19 protein-coding genes and 1 pseudogene are annotated in these 18,793 nt (G+C 50.1%); 9 read left to right on the top strand and 11 right to left on the bottom strand.

What is annotated here, in order from left to right; all coding sequences use genetic code 11:
• The first annotated feature begins 489 nt into the window (after positions 1 to 489).
• The 3 genes and pseudogenes from ltrA to NQ510_RS00955 all read left to right on the top strand — a co-directional run bounded on the left by ltrA (position 490) and on the right by NQ510_RS00955 (position 3,858).
• Positions 490 to 2,142 carry a group II intron reverse transcriptase/maturase gene (ltrA, locus tag NQ510_RS00965; RefSeq protein WP_004308488.1) on the top strand — a complete coding sequence of 551 codons (1,653 nt, stop codon included), beginning with the start codon at positions 490 to 492 and terminating at the stop codon, positions 2,140 to 2,142.
• A gap of 121 nt (positions 2,143 to 2,263) precedes the next feature.
• Positions 2,264 to 3,352, top strand: a pseudogene (locus NQ510_RS00960) (TraM recognition domain-containing protein); the annotation flags it as partial.
• Between the two features lie 110 nt (positions 3,353 to 3,462).
• A complete protein-coding gene (locus NQ510_RS00955) occupies positions 3,463 to 3,858 on the top strand; it encodes a hypothetical protein (protein WP_005647533.1) in 396 nt (131 codons plus the stop codon).
• Positions 3,859 to 3,888: 30 nt separating this feature from the next.
• On the opposite strand, the gene NQ510_RS00950 is transcribed toward NQ510_RS00955, so the two are convergent.
• The 7 genes from NQ510_RS00950 to NQ510_RS00920 all read right to left on the bottom strand — a co-directional run bounded on the left by NQ510_RS00950 (position 3,889) and on the right by NQ510_RS00920 (position 8,586).
• On the bottom strand, positions 3,889 to 4,173 hold the full coding sequence (locus NQ510_RS00950; RefSeq protein WP_005647534.1) for an immunity 17 family protein: 285 nt from the start codon (positions 4,171 to 4,173) through the stop codon (positions 3,889 to 3,891).
• Positions 4,174 to 4,251: 78 nt separating this feature from the next.
• Positions 4,252 to 5,202 carry a hypothetical protein gene (locus NQ510_RS00945; protein ID WP_005647536.1) on the bottom strand — a complete coding sequence of 317 codons (951 nt, stop codon included), beginning with the start codon at positions 5,200 to 5,202 and terminating at the stop codon, positions 4,252 to 4,254.
• Positions 5,203 to 5,264: 62 nt separating this feature from the next.
• A complete protein-coding gene (locus tag NQ510_RS00940; protein ID WP_005647538.1) occupies positions 5,265 to 5,636 on the bottom strand; it encodes a DUF2750 domain-containing protein in 372 nt (123 codons plus the stop codon).
• 79 nt (positions 5,637 to 5,715) lie between these two features.
• A complete protein-coding gene (locus NQ510_RS00935; protein WP_005647540.1) occupies positions 5,716 to 6,117 on the bottom strand; it encodes a hypothetical protein in 402 nt (133 codons plus the stop codon).
• Between the two features lie 85 nt (positions 6,118 to 6,202).
• The gene (locus tag NQ510_RS00930; RefSeq protein ID WP_005647542.1) at positions 6,203 to 7,096 is read right to left on the bottom strand and encodes an immunity 22 family protein; all 894 of its coding nucleotides are present in this window, start codon (positions 7,094 to 7,096) and stop codon (positions 6,203 to 6,205) included.
• Between the two features lie 62 nt (positions 7,097 to 7,158).
• The gene (locus NQ510_RS00925; protein WP_005829920.1) at positions 7,159 to 8,289 is read right to left on the bottom strand and encodes a tyrosine-type recombinase/integrase; all 1,131 of its coding nucleotides are present in this window, start codon (positions 8,287 to 8,289) and stop codon (positions 7,159 to 7,161) included.
• Between the two features lie 162 nt (positions 8,290 to 8,451).
• Positions 8,452 to 8,586: a hypothetical protein gene (locus NQ510_RS00920; protein ID WP_259004987.1), complete on the bottom strand. Its 135-nt coding sequence runs from the start codon at positions 8,584 to 8,586 to the stop codon at positions 8,452 to 8,454.
• Positions 8,587 to 8,602: 16 nt separating this feature from the next.
• Between NQ510_RS00920 and NQ510_RS00915 the strand changes: the two genes are divergently transcribed.
• From NQ510_RS00915 to NQ510_RS00895, 5 genes are all read left to right on the top strand, one after another.
• Entirely contained in the window at positions 8,603 to 10,123 is a 1,521-nt protein-coding gene (locus tag NQ510_RS00915) for a DUF4099 domain-containing protein (RefSeq protein WP_005647593.1), read from the top strand.
• A gap of 89 nt (positions 10,124 to 10,212) precedes the next feature.
• A complete protein-coding gene (locus NQ510_RS00910; RefSeq protein ID WP_005647594.1) occupies positions 10,213 to 12,315 on the top strand; it encodes a type IA DNA topoisomerase in 2,103 nt (700 codons plus the stop codon).
• Positions 12,312 to 12,788: a hypothetical protein gene (locus NQ510_RS00905; RefSeq protein WP_005647596.1), complete on the top strand. Its 477-nt coding sequence runs from the start codon at positions 12,312 to 12,314 to the stop codon at positions 12,786 to 12,788. Before NQ510_RS00910 ends, NQ510_RS00905 begins: the two co-directional genes overlap by 4 nt.
• Before the next feature lie 130 nt (positions 12,789 to 12,918).
• The gene (locus NQ510_RS00900) at positions 12,919 to 13,980 is read left to right on the top strand and encodes a type II toxin-antitoxin system RnlA family toxin (protein ID WP_005829926.1); all 1,062 of its coding nucleotides are present in this window, start codon (positions 12,919 to 12,921) and stop codon (positions 13,978 to 13,980) included.
• Between the two features lies 1 nt (position 13,981).
• Positions 13,982 to 14,365, top strand: a complete 384-nt coding sequence (locus tag NQ510_RS00895) for a type II toxin-antitoxin system RnlB family antitoxin (protein WP_005647599.1) — start codon at positions 13,982 to 13,984, stop codon at positions 14,363 to 14,365.
• Between the two features lie 250 nt (positions 14,366 to 14,615).
• Here the strand turns inward: NQ510_RS00895 and NQ510_RS00890 are convergent, their stop codons facing one another.
• Positions 14,616 to 15,086 (bottom strand): dihydrofolate reductase family protein, encoded by a 471-nt coding sequence (locus NQ510_RS00890; protein ID WP_225982715.1) that lies wholly within the window; start codon positions 15,084 to 15,086, stop codon positions 14,616 to 14,618.
• Between NQ510_RS00890 and NQ510_RS00885 the strand changes: the two genes are divergently transcribed.
• Positions 14,967 to 15,296: a hypothetical protein gene (locus NQ510_RS00885; RefSeq protein WP_225982716.1), complete on the top strand. Its 330-nt coding sequence runs from the start codon at positions 14,967 to 14,969 to the stop codon at positions 15,294 to 15,296. The two genes, NQ510_RS00890 and NQ510_RS00885, sit on opposite strands and share 120 nt — an antisense overlap.
• A 273-nt stretch (positions 15,297 to 15,569) precedes the next feature.
• Here the strand turns inward: NQ510_RS00885 and NQ510_RS00880 are convergent, their stop codons facing one another.
• The 3 genes from NQ510_RS00880 to NQ510_RS00870 are packed head-to-tail and all read right to left on the bottom strand — an operon-like array spanning position 15,570 to position 18,448.
• Positions 15,570 to 15,929, bottom strand: coding sequence for a helix-turn-helix domain-containing protein (locus tag NQ510_RS00880; protein ID WP_005647603.1), 360 nt, complete (start codon positions 15,927 to 15,929; stop codon positions 15,570 to 15,572).
• Positions 15,904 to 18,057, bottom strand: coding sequence for a bifunctional DNA primase/helicase (locus NQ510_RS00875; protein WP_005647604.1), 2,154 nt, complete (start codon positions 18,055 to 18,057; stop codon positions 15,904 to 15,906). Before NQ510_RS00875 ends, NQ510_RS00880 begins: the two co-directional genes overlap by 26 nt.
• The gene (locus NQ510_RS00870) at positions 18,020 to 18,448 is read right to left on the bottom strand and encodes a helix-turn-helix domain-containing protein (RefSeq protein WP_005647606.1); all 429 of its coding nucleotides are present in this window, start codon (positions 18,446 to 18,448) and stop codon (positions 18,020 to 18,022) included. The genes NQ510_RS00875 and NQ510_RS00870 overlap by 38 nt, the downstream gene beginning before the upstream one ends.
• Between the last annotated feature and the right edge of the window lie 345 nt (positions 18,449 to 18,793).

Genomic DNA, 18,793 nt, shown 5'->3' with positions numbered 1-18,793 from the left:
CAAGACTGAACCGTGAGGGAATGTCAAGGACGGTTAGTATCATACCGTTGAGTGGCGAGGCTGGATAGCATGGTTAACGTAAGTGAACTGACTTTAGCCGTCGTAAGGTTTGAAGGAGCGCAAGATACTTTAGCTCTCACCAAAAGGTAAGCAGTCGGATAACCCTTGCCCATGTTGGGGTTACACGGACACAGCACTGCCGGCGGACTTGGCAGAACCTAAACTATCCGTTTGTCAATTACGTGGAACAGGGCAAGCCTGTATCTCTCTCGTAAGAATGCGAGTAAGCGAACCGCAAGGCAAGCCGAATGGGGTGCAGGTATGAGATAACGGAAAAAGCGAATGCCACCCTGTAATGGGGTGGATACGGATTGAATCAACATCACGGGTTGTTATTGGTGACATCATCCGACACGAAAGTGGGCAGACTTCCGTATATGGTAACTCTTTACAAGATAACTTTTAGAACTTTCAAAAGGAGGAAAGCAAATGAACGAAACTAAAACATCGTGTGCGCCTGCTGATAGTAGGAATCTAACTTGGGACGGCATGGACTGGTCCAAGTGTGAAGCCTATGTCCGAAAGCTACAAGCGCGTATTGTAAAGGCTCAAAAGGAAGGCAGACATAACAAGGTGAAAGCCTTGCAGTGGATGCTGACCCACTCTTTTTACGCCAAGGCATTGGCGGTAAAGAGGGTTACTTCCAACAAAGGGAAGAAAACGTCTGGAGTAGATAAACAGCTTTGGGATTCTCCCAAGCGCAAGTACAAAGCAATCGGTGAACTGAAACGTCGTGGTTACAATCCGCAGCCGCTTCGTAGGGTTCACATCAAGAAAAAGAACGGTAAACTCCGACCGTTGGGAATACCGACAATGAAAGACAGGGCGATGCAGGCATTATATCTCATGGCATTGGAACCGATAGCCGAAACGACAGGCGACCGCTTTTCTTATGGTTTCCGCAAGAAACGCAGGACAATGGACGCTATCCGTCAGATTGATACGGTTCTAAACCGCCAGCATTCCCCCGAATGGATTTTGGAGGGAGACATTAAAGGCTGCTTCGACCATATCAGCCACGACTGGCTTCTTAATCATATCCCTATGGATAAGACGATACTCAGAAAATGGCTGAAATGTGGAGCTGTATTCAATGGCAAACTATTCCCGACAGAAGAGGGTACACCACAAGGAGGTATCATATCACCGACACTTGCAAATATAGCACTTGACGGACTTCAACCACTCTTGGCTGAAAGATTCAAAAGATTATGGCGCAACAATAAGACATTCCACTACAAGGTAAACCTTATTCGTTATGCGGATGACTTTATAATCACAGGTCGAGATAAGGAGCTATTGGAAAACGAAGTCAAACCTATCGTGATAGAATTTCTCAAAGAAAGAGGGCTGACCTTATCCGAAGAGAAAACTACCATTACGAACATATACGACGGTTTTGATTTCTTAGGTTTCAATGTGAGGAAGTTTGGCAAAAGGCTATACACATCCCCGTCCAAAGATGCACAGAAACGCTTCAGGGCAAAAATCGGTGACATCGTTAAAGGACATAAAATGTGTAAGCAGGAATCGCTGATACGAATGCTTAATCCTGTAATCACAGGTTGGGGCAACTATTACCGATATGGTGCATCAACCGATGCTTTTCATGGTTGTGACAATCACATTTACAATCTCACGAAGAAATGGGCTTTACGTCGCCATCCAAAGAAACGCAAGTCTTGGGTTGCAGACAAATATTGGCATGAAATTCGGGGGCGTAAATGGACGTTTGCATGGAAATATGAAACCAAGAGCAAGAAAGTGAACTACCTGACCCTTAAAAGGTTGTCGGATATACATTATACCCCGTACAAGCAAATCAAAGGTGAGGCAAACCCTTTCGACCCGGAATACGATGATTATTTCTTTCAGCGAAAGGAGCAACAAATGCTGGAATCTCTCAAGGGACGTAAGTCTCTCTTATATTTATGGAACAAGCAGAACCGGATTTGTCCGTTATGCGGCAAGGAAATAGATTGTACAAAAGCATGGAACGTCAACGAAATATCTGTTGGTGGTTCGATTGTACGGCAACTTGTCCACAACAACTGCTACAAGCGAAATAAACGAAAATGTTGAAAGTATGAGCCGATTTCTAACAACAAATAGAAATATTGAGTTGCTTGAGCCGTATGAGGGGAAACTCTCATGTACGGTTCTTAGGGGAGAAGGGGGCAGCAATGCCCTTGACTTACCCGATATTTCCAAGCAGGGCGACTTTTTCGTAGAATCGCCTATCATTCTGTTAGCCAGTATTATATGGTATCTCAAAATCTACAAGAACGGCAAGTATTGCACTTTCCCCCATGCCATCGAGTTCCTGAACCGCAAGTACGCCGACATTTTTCCCATCCTCACCTCGTACCCGGAGCTGGAGAACTACCTTTCTCCCTTCATGGACGCATGGGAATCCTCAGCGGTGGAGCAGTTGCAGGGGCAGATAGCCAGTGCCAAGATACCGCTTTCCCGCATGATTTCCCCGGCGCTCTACTGGGTGATGACGGCGGACGATTTCACCCTCGACATCAACAATCCCGAAGAGCCTAAAGTGCTCGTAGTCGGTAACAATCCCGACAGGCAGGGCATTTACGGGGCGGCGTTGGGACTGTACAACTCCCGCATCGTGAAGCTCATCAACAAGAAGAAACGGCTCAAATCCGCCGTGATTATCGACGAGCTGCCCACCATCTACATGCGTGGGCTGGATAACCTGATTGCCACCGCCCGAAGCAACAAGGTAGCCGTCATGCTCGGCTTTCAGGATTTTAGCCAGTTGAAGCGTGATTACGGGGACAAAGAGTCCGCTGTGATTTGCAATACGGTCGGCAATGTCTTTGCTGGTCAGGTAGTTGCCGAAACCGCCAAGACACTGTCCGAGCGTTTCGGCAAGGTCTTGCAGAAACGGCAGAACATGACCATCAACCGGAACGAAACCTCCGTCTCCATCAACACCCAGATGGACAGCCTTATCCCGGCGAGCAAGATTTCCACCCTCACACAGGGTATGTTCGTCGGGGCGGTAGCCGACAATTTCGACGAGCGTATCGAGCAGAAGATTTTCCATGCCGAGATTGTCGTGGACAACGAGCAGGTCAAGCGGGAGACCGCCCGCTACGTGAAGATTCCGCAGATCATCGACTTCACCGACAAGGACGGCAACGACACCATGCAGCAGCAGATCGACGCCAACTACTACCGCATCAAGAACGAGGTCAGGCAGATTGTCGCCGACGAAATCGAGCGCATCAAGGCAGACCCGGAGCTGTCGCATCTGATTAAGGACAAGTGAGGATAAAAATACCCGTCGGCAAAAGCCGGCGAGGTATTTTTTATTTTGCGTGGTGTTTTTCGGTATGAAGTAATGATTAAGTGAGCAAAATACATTATTTTTGTAATGATATGGATAAGGACAATCGCAAATACCGGATCTGCTTCATCGACTATATGTGGTATGTAGCCGAGATATGGCACGAAAGGGAGCATAACAACCTTAACGGGCGTATGCTGTTGTTCTTTTGCTGGCTCTTTGCCATACTCGTACCGCTTGGAACACCGTTGATGTTTCGCTATTTCAGTTGGATTGTTGCTTTTGTTGTATGGATGATGCTCTGCTTTCTTCCCGACTTGTTCTGCCAGCTCCGCTACACAGCCGGGCGGCGTGAAGCGCTCCGTGAATATTACGGAAAGATGAAACATCCCGGCAGGAAGCTCGCCAAAATAGTCCTTATCGCTATCGCCTTGACCGTGGTGAATTTCGCACTGATGTTTCACTTCGGATTTATACATTGGGCATGATAAACGGCAAGAGAATAAGCATCGGTTCTATCATACCTTAATATAAATATAAATCATAATCAATAGACAGATAGTTATAAATACCCCTAACCAAAAACGGAAAGTAGTAGGACCTAATTCTTCGAGTAACTTGTTCCATCCATAAGAACCGTTCCCCTTATACGTCCACTTCCAATTGAATATAAGCCCGATGAGCCAAATTGACAATAAAAATATACCAATTAAATGACCTACTTTAGGATTTGATTGAATATATTGGGCTAAATTTGATAGTAGCCCTTCAAAATTCTGATATATGTTGCTCAGCCATTCCATTTACTTATAATATTATATTTATACAGAAATACTTATGGGAATCTTTAGATACAGTCACCGTTTTTTAATGTTCTGTGGCTAACCAATCTTGTTTAGGGAGTTGAGCCATTTGTCAATAGCATCCAATCTGTCATTCTGTTTAATGGTATCTTCATTTCTACATAATTTGATTTGCCGAATAACGGAGTTCTGCATAATTGAATCGGATTTGAAAAGCAATTCTAAAACGGCTTCATAACACTTGGAATATTTGGACAATTCATCCAATATATTTGTGTCTTTTAGAATATACAAGTTGAAATTGTACACAAATGACTTGTAACTGAAAATCTCCGACTGTAATGCTGCCATATCAAGATAAGTATAAAACAATTCCTTATCGTGCTGATACAGCCACATATAATCAGATGGGTTCAGGTTGTAGTGCAATAAAGTTTCCGAACGAACAAATGGAAGCCCCGTATTTGAGCCTACCAGATAACGGTATGTCTCATTGACTATTGACTCAACTATTTCAATGGATTCTGATTGTTTGTCCGATTCCCGTATTTCTGTAAATGTATCGGCAATAAGAACTTCCACATCCTGCGATTTGTAATATATACCGTTTTTTTGCCAGCGGAATCTACGGATATATTCTTCAGAAGTCGGACAACAGAATAGTAAAGTGTTTAACAATCGGTTCAGATATATTCGCTTATCTGGAATATGACAACGGTGTAACCCTATTATGGAGCCATAAGCGTATAGCTTTCCAAACTCGTTTTCCTCCGAATTTGAATTTTTAGGCATGTAATACAACCGCACGATATTGTCAATGAAATAATACATATCAAGATATTTCAATGTATCAGCCGATTCTCCATATTTGTTAAGTAAATGCCGCTCCAGTTTCTTGCCATACCATAAGTAGCCATCGGGATTTATTTGAAACAACTGATGAAACTTAGGTCTTGATAATGAAAAGTTCTTGTTTCTACTTTTCATTCGTTCCAGTAAGGCGACAATAATTCTATTCGTTATATCCATAGCTGTAATATTTATTGGCTAACCGACCTTTCAGGGGAGATTAATCCGTATGTTATGGTAATTTATTCATATTGTTCACATTCTTGTTCTATATCAGATTTTACCTCTTGAACTTTACGAATAATACCTTTTCCTTGTGTTAAAGGGAATACAGCCAACATAACACTGTCTTTCTCTAACTTAGGCAGCAATTTTTCCATGAAGTCATCAAGAGGAATTGGAGTTGGCTGATAATTATCCCATTTACACAATTCAGCAAATTCCTTTTCACTCCATATTGGAAACAATACTTGTTCTTCACTTCCCATTAAAGCCCATCCTTCTGCATCCTTTAAGCCCCAGACTTCTTCAAAATCTGCAACTTTACGGATGAAGTAATCATATCTTTCCGATGCCGTCAGATTTATCACATTATCAATTTTACTATTTCTCATATTTTTATTCTTTTACTTCTACCATAATGTTCGGCAACGTTCCGCTTATTCAGTCGGTCTGCTGTTTGTTATCAATGCCTTACCGATTATAAAGTTGATTTAGCATTTTGAAATAATCATTTCCAAACCGTTCAACATAATCATCCATTACGCCGTATATGTTGTTTTTACTATCAACAAGCAAGACCATATATCCATGTTCGTATTCCCCAAAAGGACAAATATCCGAAACATGGAGTAGTTCACAAAATTGGTCGTAGAATAAGTAATGCGGATTATCGTTTAATGTTTTCTTTAGATTAAAATGCACATCCACTTTTGGAAACTGAAATTCCTGATTGTAGAAATAAATAAGGAAATCTATCAACTTTGAAGTCGGTTGGTAGTTTGCTTTAGAATAAATTGCCACAAGCTCATTCGGGCTTATGATTACCCGATTTTCCCAGTGGCAATTCGTTTTAAGATATTGTTTCAGTTCCATACTACTTTTATTTTTTATTTTGCACATTGATAATGTCCAGTGGATAATCGACCTTTAAGGGAAATTTATCCGTTTGTTAGTCGCTTTATTCTGCAATATAAGTTTCCAAATATTGAATACCGTTGTAACTGTCTAATTCATTCACAAATTTTTCAGGTGTTTCATATGAATCATAATTTTTCTTCTTAATAAAGATTTTTTGATTCCTTTTGTTGTCCTTGAAACCATTGGGTATATAGCACACAATACAATTTGATGGCTTTATGTGGTATTCATCAATATCGGACTCAATATACCAGTCAAGGACAAGTTTGTTATCAATCATCATTCTAACAAGATTAAAAGGATTTTCGGGTTCATCCTTAATTTCCACAGTTAGAAATTCTGGATAGTAATACTTTATATTAACGTCTTTACAGAACTGACAGCGATGTTCCGGATTGGGACGTTTCTTTGTACGACCTTCTTCGTAATCTCGTATTTCTTTCATGTACTCATCTTGATTGAAATACTCCATAAATTCTTCCCGACTTTTAGCGGTTGTGCCAATCCAAATCATATATTCTAATCCAGCATTAGACCCTTGCATTCCTTCAGGCGACAGTTCAAACTCAAACGTACCAAGATAAGTCATGGTTGTGGTATTCTCTGCCTTCTTAGGAGATATACCCTCACGACAATTATAGCAGATAACAGCATTTGCCATTGTAATATTTTTATCAGCCATCGACAGACTTATCTTTTGGGTATCAGCAGGAATAAGGTTAAGTAATCCTGCCAAGCCGTCAGATGTGAATTTCATAATAAGAAAATCCTCATCATAGCTCATTACACCAAGCTCCTTACAGAACTGGCAACGAAGTTCCTTATTGTCTTCATCGTAATCTTTCCACCATTGACGGAAAGCCGATTGATCCATATATTTCTCAAAGTCAGCTTCGGAATCGAATTGACCGACCCATATCATTATCTTACTCATTTTCTTTTTTTATTTTTCAAGCGACTAACATGTAATTATCAGCGGTTTTCGCTGTTATTTTCTTATTTAACTATCTCATTATCACTTTCAAGAATATCATCCAATGGAGTGCGGATGCTGCTCTTGAAAGTGTCGGATATATGCACGTACATTTCCGTCGTTTTCAGTTGGTTGTGCCCCAACAGCTCTTTCACGATTTTCAAGTCCGTGCCTTGCTCGATCAGATGCGTGGCGAACGAGTGCCGCAACAGGTGGGGGTACACCCGCTTGGTTATTCCGGCTTCCTTCGCCGCCTCTTTCAGCTTCTTCGACACGATGCTCTCCGTGAACGGTTCGCCCTTGTACCGCTCGAACAGCCATTCCTGCGGCTTGTACAGCTTGGCGTACTCGGTCAGCTTCCTGACAAGGGGCTTCGACAGCAGCGTGTAGCGGTCTTTCCTCCCTTTGCCCTGCCGTACCCGTATCAGCGAACGGCTCACGTTGATGTCGTGTGGCTTCAAGTCCAGCAGCTCGCTGATTCTCAACCCGGCGGAGTAGAGCAGAGAGAACATGCAGAACAGCCGGATGTCCGGACCGGTTGCGTCAAGGATGGATTTTATCTCCTCCTTGCTCAGCACGTCGGGCAGCGTCCGTTCCCGTTTGGCTCGCTTTACCTCGTAACATTTCCGTTCCAATCCCAGCACCTTCTCGAAATAAAACTTGATCGAGTTGATGCGCAGGTTCTGCTGGCACGACGAGATCCCCCGTGTGTCAATCAGGTGTACGATGTAGGCGTTGATTTCTTCCAGTCGGATGTAGCGGAGATTTCTTCCCGCAAAGTATTGCTGGAACTCCTTGAAGTAAGTGGTGTACGCACGGACGGTATGCTCGCTGTACCGCAGTTGCCGCAGCGTCTCGGCATAGCCGGGCGGGATGGCGGGGCTGGTTTTTCCGCTCTTCTTGGGCTGGGTGTTTTTCAGGGCGGAGTAGTCAATATACGCCGTTTCCACATGGCGGTCGAAAAAGCCGGACAGGTCGAACCCTTCTTCCGGCAGGTAGGCTCTGTCCTCCTCGAACCGCACGCCCTTCTCTTTCGACAACGACAGCCGGATGGCATCGTCCTCGTCGAACTCCACTTCCACGTATTTCTGCCCGTCACGGATGGCAGGTGAAAGTTTTATTCTCGGTTTGCTCTGATAGACTTTCATACGCATCTCATGGGTGGCAACGACAAAGCGTGTTTCCCGTTACCGGATTTTCAATCAGGCACGGCATGACCGCACCTATATTTAGGTTCCAAATATAACGAAAACAACGGATTGTCCTCGTTTTCGGGATAGAAAAATGTGTGGACGACATGGATTTTTTTGTATTTTTCACAGGAAAGGGCGGCGACAAACCTGCGAACCGGACGACAAGTGCGGACAGCCCGCACCGGACTTGCAGGTTTCCCGTCTGCTTCCCTTTATATTTACGCCCGGTTTCGTTTGAGAACCAATAGTATTCACCATTTAAATTTACCAGATTATGGACGAACGACCGGACAGTAGCCAACAGTTAATGGACATCCTGCTCGTCATGGACGAGAAAGGCACGCTCCAAGCCGTCAGCGGAGTAAAGGACGGCGAGTTACAGACCAAGAACCCCTTGGAGGACAACAACGACCTCCTGCGGGTGGATCGCCACGGCGATATGTTTTCAAATTTCTTTTCCAACCTCTGGAACCAGTTGAAAGACCCGACCCGTTTCCACTTCTTCCGTGTGCCGGAAGAGGAGGTGCAGCGGGTAGCCGCCGATTTTCGGCAACGGGAGAGCCAGTCCGTCAAGACGGGCGAACCGCTCCTCGCACAGTACGAGGTGCAGCCGCCCGTGCAGGCACAGCAGCAGACCCAAGCCGGGCAGCAGCAACAGCCCGAAGGTGTGCCGCAGCAGTCCGCCGGGCAGACCGAACAGAACCCGCAGTACAAGTACCGCCCGGAGGACATCGACTGGAACAGCCTCGCCGCACTCGGCGTGCAGCGGGAGCAGATTGAGGGCAACGGGATGCTTGACCAGATGCTCCGGGGCTTCCAGACCGACAAGACCGTCCGGGTGCATTTCCACTTCGACGGCATCTCGCACAGTAACGACAGCCAGCTTTCGCTCAAGCCCGGCACGGACGGCAGGCTGACCGTGTGCAGCCACGGCATCCTCGACCCGGAGAAGATGCAGAAGCAGTTCTTCGGCTACGACATCACCGACTCCGACAAGCAGGTGCTCCGGCAGACGGGCAACATGGGACACCCGGCGACCGTCACCAACCGGGCGGGCGAACAGGTCGAAGCTCTTGTCAGCCGCAACCTCAAGACCAACGAGCTGGTCGCCTTCCCGCTCTCCAAGGTCAATATCCCGGCGGAGAAGAACGGGCATACCTTCACCCCGGACGAGATAGCCCGGCTCAAACAGGGCGAGGCGGTGGTCTGCCGGTTCCTTTCCAGAGCCAAGGAGGGGGAGCAGCCCAAAGTTTACCCGGCTCCCGTGCAGTTCAGCGCAGCCAAGATGCAGCTCGAATTTCTCTTCGGCGACCGGGGCAGGCTGGCGATGGATGCGTACAAGGCGAACCTGAAACAGACCGCCAATCAGGAGGTGCCGAAGACTTTCCGCAAGCAGGAGCTTACCGAGAAGTCCCGCCTCGAACTCGAAGCCGGGGGAACGGTCAAGGTCTCCGGTCTGGTGGACAAGAAAGGAAAAGCCTACCAAGGCTACATCACATGGAAGCCCGGCGAGAAGCCCGCCTTCATGTTCCCCAAGGACTACAATGCGGCGCTCGAAGAGGGGCGTGTCAAGCCCGCCGTGGAGAACGAGGTGCAGGTGGCGGTCAATTCCGAGGGCAAGACCGTCGAGACAACCCGCAACCTGAAAGAAGCCCTGCAATCCGCACAGCAGCGACCCACCGGGGAACAGAAACAGCAGCAGGAGCGCAGGCAGGAGCAGAAAGAGGACCGGAAACAGGCACAGAAGCAGGAGCAGCCCGACAAGCCCAAGCGCAGCCGGGGTGTCCGCCGCTGATTTCCCCCGCCATTCTGTAAATGAATTACCCGGTTATCCCGTCCGAGCGGCGGGATAACTTTTGTCAAACCGTTAAATTTTAAAGAAATATGATTACAGCAGTCATCGCTGAAAAACCTTCCGTAGCGAAGGATATAGCAAACGTGTTGAATGTCCGGGAGCGGCACGATGGCTACCTCTCAGGTAACGGCTACCTCGTTACCTGGGCGTTCGGCCATCTCGTCCAGCTCGCCATGCCCGAAGCATACGGCTATGCGGGCTTCCGGCGTGAGAACCTGCCCATTCTGCCGCAGGAGTTCAAGTACATCCCCCGCCAGATACGGGAGGGCAAGGAGTACAAGCCCGACCCCGGCGTGCTCAAACAGTTGAAGGTCATCAAAGAGGTTTTCGACCGTTCCGACCGTATCGTCGTGGCGACCGATGCCGGGCGTGAGGGCGAAGCCATTCATCGGTACATCTACAATTACCTTGGCTGCCGCAAACCCTGCCTGCGCCTCTGGATCTCCTCGCTGACCGACCGTGCCATCCGGGAAGGGCTGGACAACCTCAAGCCCGGCAGCGACTACGACAACCTCTACCGTGCCGCCGAAGCCCGTGCCATCGCCGACTGGGAGATTGGGCTGAACGCCACCCAAGCTCTCAGCATCGCCGCCGGGCAGGGTATCTACTCCCTCGGACGGGTGCAGACGCCCACCTTGATGATGATCTGCTCCCGTTATCTGGAGAACAGGGATTTTACCCCGCAGACCTATTTCCGGCTGAAGGTTACGGCGGAAAAGGACGGCACGCCCTTCGCCGCCATCTCCGAATTGCGTTACGAAACCCTTCCGGCGGCAAACGCCGCCCTCGCCGCTGTAACCGCAACGGGGACGGTGGAGGTTGCCGACGTGCAGCGCAGGGAGGTGAGCCAAGAGCCTCCCTTCCTCTATGACCTGACCGCCTTGCAGAAAGAGGCGAACGGCAGGTACGGCTTCTCGGCGGACAAGACCCTCTCCGTCGCCCAGTCGCTTTACGAGAAGAAGGTGTTGAGCTACCCCCGTACCGGCTCCCGCTACCTCTCGGACGATGTGTTCGACGAGATACCCGACCGCATCGCCCTGCTGGAGCGGTACCCGGCTTTCGCCGCCCATGCCGCCGCCCTGAAAGGGGCTTCGCTCAACCGCCGCAGCGTGGACGCTGGGAAAGTTACCGACCACCATGCGCTCATCATCACCGAGTGTCTGCCCGGCGAGCTGTCCGCCGACGAGCGCACGGTGTACGACATGGTAGCCGCCCGCCTGCTCGAAGCCTTCTCCGCCCGTTGCCTCAAGGACGTTACCACCGTCTCCTTCACGGCGGGGAACAGCGTGTTCACCGCCAAGGGAACGGTCGTCAGGTCTGCCGGATGGCGTGCCGTGCGTGGCGAGCGGGACGAGGACGACGAGGGAACAGCCGCTTTGCCGCCCTTGCAGCCCGGCGAGTCTTTTCCCCTGCAATCGGCGGAGTGCGTGGAGAAACAGACCAAGCCCCGTCCCCTGCACACCGAGAGCAGCCTGCTTTCGGCGATGGAGCATTGCGGCAGGGAGTTGCAGGACGACGAGCTGCGGGACAGCCTGAAAGGAAACGGTATCGGCACGCCCGCCACCCGTGCCTCCATCATCGAGACCCTCTTTGCCCGTAACTACGTGCGCCGGGAGAAGAAGAGCCTCGTGCCGACCGACAAGGGGCTTGCCGTGTATCAGATAGTGAAGGACAAGCGCATCGCCGATGTCGAGATGACCGGGCAGTGGGAGACCGCCCTCGCCAAGATCGAGATCGGGGAGATGAATCCCGACACCTTCCGCAAGGGCATCGAGATCTATGCCGCCCAGATTACCGAAGAACTCCTGCAAGTGCAGGTATCGGTGGCGGACGGCGGACATATCCCGTGCCCCAAGTGCCGTTCCGGTCGCATCCTCCTTTACCCGAAGGTCGCCAAGTGCAGCAACGTCGATTGTGGGCTTACCGTCTTCCGTGGCAAGGGGGAGAAGCAACTCACCGACAGCCAGATTACCGACCTTGTAACCAAAGGCAAAACATCCCTTATCAAAGGCTTCAGGAGCAGGGAGGGCAAGCCCTTCGATGCGTACCTCACCTTCGACAAGGACTTCCGCACCGTGTACGGGTTCCCGCCCCGCACGGACAAGCCCAAAGGAAAGGAGCGCAGGCGATGAACGGCATCGGTTGGATCACCGTGGCGGAAGCCGCCCGGCTCTGCGGTACGGACGAGCTGCGCATCACCCTCTGGATGAACGGCAACCACATCGCCTACGCCCGTTTCGACGGCATCCTGATGATCGACGGCGCATCCCTTGCCGCCCTGTTCAGCCGCAACCGGGTCGCCACCATCTACGAGGACGTGGCACAGCAGCGGGGTAAGCCCGGCAGACCGGGCAGGCTCCGCCGCCTGCTCGACACCCCGCTCGACGCCTTCGGCTTGTCGCAGCGCATCGTCCGGGCGTGCCGGGAGCTGGGTGTCTTCACCGTGGAGCACCTGCTCGTCCACCTCCGCCGCTTCCGCTTCTCCCGCCTGTACTGTGTCCGCAACTTCGGCAGCGGATCGGCAGCCGAGACCCTCCGGCGGCTCCGGCAGGACGGCTTGACAGACGGCGGCAGCCCACGGGATTTCAAGGTCTTGTACCCGTAAAGGCTTTTAAGCACAATTGTTAAAAAACAACCATGTAGTTCACTTGTAAATTAATAATATAGTTAATAATATACTGATCTACATTGTAATATAAATAAAATGTATAACTTTGCAGACCAATTTGAATGTAATGGCGACTAAAAAATACTCTCTGGCTATTGAGAAAATAGATGAAGTGGCAAAAGAATTTGTTGCTGCCCGCCCTGCTTATACGCTTCACATAAAGGAATGTAACCAAGGAAAGCAAAAGCAGATAGAGATTATCAATATAAAAAATCAGGAAAAAAGCACATTAAATTGTTTTATTACTGGTGGACAAGTTTCTCATAATATACAAGGCAAGAATGGAACTTTGAATGGAATTTGCAAGGATTGTTGGGAGTATATTGTAAAACAGACTGCGATACCGGATATGGATCAAAAATGCTTCAAATTGAAAGGTGTAAGGAGCGATGATTTTGATACATTGATTTCAGCGGTAAAAGAATATAATAATGTCGTTGTTTCCGAAGTAAACACGGATAAGAATCCGAACATCCGGAACCAATATCATCTGAAAGGGAAATACGATGCCAAGGTTTCTGTTATCTTTTATAATAACGGAACATTAATGGTACAAGGATGTATCACATCATTTTATGTGGAATTTATAACCGAAGTGTTGCAAGCTATATCTTCCATTCCTTCCGAAGCTATAGAAGAAGTGTTTGCTATCCAAGCACGTGCCGGCTATGCATTAGACAACGACCTTAGCAAGTATATTGGAAACAGAGAGCATATTGATGGAAGTGTGATAGAAAACTTTATCAATACTTCAATCAATTTGGCTAACTCTGCGGTTAAGGTGGATGATTATGGATGTTATACATTTGGCATTTTGAAAGCGTTAGATGCGGTATTGCGCACTCGTCTTTTGGAAGATGCGCCTGATTTTGACGAATACGGGACATATTTTCAGAAAAATAATAGTGGGGCGTATTGCTTTAAAAGTGGTATCGGAACGTATGACAACAATCTGCATTTGAAGCAGGCTTTGGAACGAGGATATTCATTCTTCAATCAACATAGGCACTCGACATTCCATGTGGACAGTTTTAATGTGGAAACAAGTAGAACCCTTGAATACGATGAAGCCGTAAACATTATTAAGGACTGCCTTGTTATTATTAATAATATATGTAATAATTGGTAAAATGGAAAATAAAGAATTTCAAATAATCCCCTTGCAAGGACGGAGCTTGTTAGTGGTTATTTTATCGTCAGAAATGACGAACTACTACTGGAAAGAGCTTCAGACTGAATTGGCAAATCTCAACATTGCCGATGCAGAGGTCTATTTTGATTTTCTGTACCGCAATGGATTAAAAAATAGATTCTTTAAGTCTAAACTTAAAGGGATGATGTTAATTTCCAATTCATTGAGAAAATGTGAAGCTCCCAAAGAATATATCAAGGTTGCCGATACTTTTTTTGCTTCACATTCTAAATGGATTGACAGTAGTGTATTGTCTTCTTTCCAAAAAATCTTTTATAAAAAGAGAATTATTGACACTCAGTCATTGCCAACGGCATTGTAATGTTTGTCAGTTACATATTATATAACAAAGGTGCATCAATGATGCACCTTTGTTATTTTATACCTCAAATTTAGGCAACGGTATTACCTAAATTTAATATTCTTTTGTCTTTCAAAGAATTTACCTTATCTTTGCACCAATAGAACCCGCCAAGCCTCTTGATAATGCTCAAATAGGCGGGTCGTTTTTTTTTATAATCCGTCGCCCTTTCCTAAATGACCTGAGCCGCTTTTCAGCAGCTTTTTACATTTCATGGGCACACCCTTCCGTACACCGTCCGGATTTTCCCGTCTTCCAATACCTTGCTCGATCGCACGACCCATATCCTGCCGTCATTCAGCCCGCACTCCAGTGCCTTCTCACCGCCGCCGACCAGTACCGGCACGGTTGTCACCACGATTTCGTCCGCCAGCCCGTTATCCAAGAGCAAAGCCCCGGTTTCCGCTCCGTAAGCCGTTACCGTACCTTCGCCGTCCGCTTTTATTCTCCGCAGTTCCGCTGCCGCATCCCCTGTAACAAACTGCACCCGTTCCTTCTCCGTCAGGTCAATACAGCCGCCCGTCACGACCAAAGTCTCTTTTGCCGTGAGCGGCCAGCCCAGATGGTTCAGGTAAATGCGCAGGTAGGTTTCTTCGTCGATCAGCACGCAGCAGGAGGCATCCGTCGCCGCATCGAAATGCTTGTCCGCTCCGACCGTACAACCGTCAAGGGACTGGTACACGTGCAAGGTAATCTGTTTCATGTCAATGAGTTTTTAAGGATTATGTCCGCCTTGCACCCAAAAGAACAGCGTGAACTCACGCTATTCCTAATACGAAGGTACTGGCATACCCGACAAACAAGAATAGGCAAGCCCACGCCGTATAAGCATACAGCATGCGCATTGCGCCATCCGTCTTGTTTGTCAAAAAAGTGCCAGTTTTTCGTATAAGACGTTCAGCGAACGTACAATATGTATATCAACCCCGCCTGCTTCCAAGCCGGGTATGAATCTTCTATGTTACGACAGCGACCGTGCCCGAAAGCACCGTCCTCTGCCTTTGTATGGCAAAGATAACGAAAGGCGAGAGCAATGCCGAGCCGCATCCTATCTTCGCATCGCAAAGATAGTGAAACTTCCCGAATAACAAAACAATAGCCCCGCCTAATCTCACGATCCGGCAGGGCTTCATCCACCTAAAGCACCGTCAGAAAAATGTCATTCTCACGGGAACAGCCCCCTTTTCCTGCGCCTTTCCGCTTTCCGGGCTTCCTTCTCCTTGCGTTTCGCAGCCCGTTCCTCCACTTCGGCGAAACGGGTGCGGATGAACTCGTGCACGTCCTTCGTGCGGTAGAACACCTTGCCGCTGATGGTGAAGTACGGCAGCACCCCGATGGCACGGTAGCGTTGCAGCGTGCGGATGCCCACCTTCAGCAGCAGGCACAGGTCTTGGTTGTCCAGCACCTCCTCGCCGTCGAGCGTGTTGTTCTTCTTCAGCACCCTTTCCAGCAATTTCTCCGTCCGGTCGAAGCGTTCCATGATGCGCTCCATCCAGCCCTCAAACTCTTCCCTGTCCGTGTACATAGCAGTCGCCCTCCTTTTCGATGATTTCCTTTTCCCGCATATAGCGGATGTAGCCTTTCGCCGTCCGTTCCTTCACTTCCAGCATCTCCTGTATCAGCTCGCACAGTTCGATGTAGCCGTACTTCTCCTGCCGGGCGAACGCCTCCCGTGCCATCTCCGCCAGCTCCTTCTCCTTGCGCTTCTCTTTCTCCGCCCTCGGCTTCTCGCCCACATAGACGGGCATCCCGGCCTGCTTGTCCCATCTGAACTGCATCAGGGGGATGTCCAGCGGGCTGCCGTCCCTGACCTTCAACGCCTTCACCACCGACACCTCCGGGTTCTCGTCCTTCTCGATGGAGAGGATGGCGGCGGACTTGCGTTGCAGCTCGCTGCCGAGGTGCCCCCTCAGTTTCAGACCGTTCGGTACGAAATGCACCACGGCGGCTATGCACGTGCGGTAGATTCCCGCCAGCCGGTAGATCTCGTCAATCAGCGCCACGCTCTCCGCCTCGTCGTTGGCGCAGCGGATCAGGTCAGCCACCCCGTCGATGACGACTAAATGGATGCCCCCGTGCAGGTAGTGGTACTTGTCCATGCTCTGCACGATGGCGGTCAGCCGCTCGCTTCTCGACATTCCTGTCAGGCAATATACGTGTAGGTACTCCGGCATCCGCTCACGCCCGGCACGGCGCAGCAGCCGCCCCGTGTTCTTGTAGAGCTGTTGCTCGCTCTGTTCCGTGTCGTACAGCAGTACCGCACGCCCCTTGCGGTTCGGCTCCACCCGCACCCCCAAGAGGTCGGCGTCCGTCTCCCTCTCCATGATCGCCCCGGCGACCAATGCGGCGGTGTAGTTGCTCTTGCCCGTCCCTTCGCCGCCCGTGATGCAGAGGATGTTCTCCTCCGAGCCTAACGGCACCTCCCCGGCGGTAACGATGGCGACAGCCTGTTCGGGTGGGTGGTCGTAGTCGATCTCGCACGATTTTAGCACCGCCATCGTGTCCCCGTACAGCGTGTCGAGTAGCTTCAGGAACAGCCCCATCAGCTCCTCCCTCGTGTGCCCGGCTTTGAAGTAGTCCGTCACGTCCTTCTCCGCCTTCGTCCCCGGCAGCGGCAGCACCAGCCGTTTCACCCCGTACTCCGACAGTTGCGCACGGTGCTTCTCCGAGCACTCCAGCCCCGTCTTGTCCGTATCGTACAGCAGCACGATGTGCTTGAAGCGATAGACCAGCTTGCGCACGGTCTTCGCCGGGATGACCGAGGTCTCCGAGTTGAAGCAGATGGCATGGAAGCCGTGCGCCGCCAGCGTCAGCACATCCTTCTCGCCGCCCGTGAGGAAGAGCAGGTCGCCCTTCGAGGGCAGTTGTTCCAGCCCGAAACAGTAGTTGTCGCCCGTGTGTCCGCCATAGACGAAGCGCACCTCCGACATCGGGCGATAGACCTTCACGCCCCATTTCCCCTTGTAGCCGAACATCGGTTCCGCCGGGGTGGAACTGAAGCCGAACGACTTGCCTTCCCTCGTCTCGCCCCGGTACTCGGCGAGCGATACCGCCCCGTAACGGTGCAACAGCTCCTCCGTGATGCCCGATGCGCCCCAGTAGGCAAGCTCCGCATCCGTAAACGGCTTTTCCGTCGTCCGGTAGGGCTTCGGTTCGGGACGGTCAAAGGGCGCAGCCGCCTCTTCCGTGTACCCGTCCGGCTTTCCCGTGCCGTTCCCGTTTGCCCTGACGGATATTCCTTCACCGCTCCGGTTCTCCCTTGTCCCATTCTCCCTTGCGCCCGGCACGAGCCGCAGGGTACGGCAGCCGCCGTCCGGAACGGCTGTATCTTCCGGGCTGTCATTCTCCAGACCGAGACACAGCTCCCGGTCGATGGTGTGCAGCACCTCCACGAAGTCGGCGGCGTTCCGGCAGTCCAGCCCTTTCAGCTTCGCCACGAGGAAGAAACAGTCGCCCGAATAGTCCCCGTTGCCGAAGTCCTTCATCCGGTACGTACCGCTCCGGCGGTCGTAATACACGTTGCACGAAGCCTTGCTGTCGGCGTACAGCGGGTTCAGGAAGTTCCTGCCCACCCGCCACTTCACGGGCAGGTAGTGGCGGAACACGTCCAGCCCGTTACTGGTTCTTGCCAGTATCTCTTCCTTTTTTACCATAGCTGCCGTTTTTTCGGTTATGCAGGGGATGTTCCGCTATCATCCGGTCGATCTTGGCGGCGGGTGTCTCCACCATCCACCGCTCTCGCAGGCTCTCGACCGCCTGCCGGGGATAGCGTATCTGCCGCCCGATCATGGAATAGGGAATGATATGCTTCTGCCGGTAGCGTTGCAGGGTGCGGTGGCTGATGTCCAGCATCTCGCACACCTCCTTGTGCGTCATCCACTTCGGGTCGGCTTTCCGTCCCTTGGCAGCAGGGCTTTCCGCTTCCTCTTTCCGTTTGCGCTCCGTTTCCTCCCGGTTCCGGGATTCCTCCACGTAGGCGGTTATCTTCTCGATCTTCTCCACGAGCAGGCGGTAGGCGTTGCTCTCGATGGTCATTATTTCCATTGTCGTACTCTTTTTTAGGTTTCTGCCGCAAATGTCGCCCGATTCGCCGGTTTTTCCTGCCACCATACCGGCACCTTGGCAAAGATTTTTTTCTGATGCGCATTTTTCCATCCTCTTTTTTCACCCTCGCCGCCCTTCCGTCCGCCTTTCCGGGCAACAAAAAGGCGGAAAAGACTGAAAAAGGCAAGGAAAGAGTAGGAATAACATAAAAACAAGGCGGAAAGGAACTTACATCGAAGCAAAAAGAGCAAAAAGAGAGCGTCCGAAAGGCTCTTTTCTGCCCTCCGGACGATCTCTTTTCATCTCCTGCCGCCTCTGCCGCCCCGTTGCCAACTTGCTGCCAAC

Origin of the sequence: Bacteroides uniformis, assembly GCF_025147485.1 — a bacterium.
Classification (GTDB): Bacteria; Bacteroidota; Bacteroidia; order Bacteroidales; family Bacteroidaceae; genus Bacteroides; species Bacteroides uniformis.
This window is presented reverse-complemented; position numbering and strand designations above follow the sequence as displayed.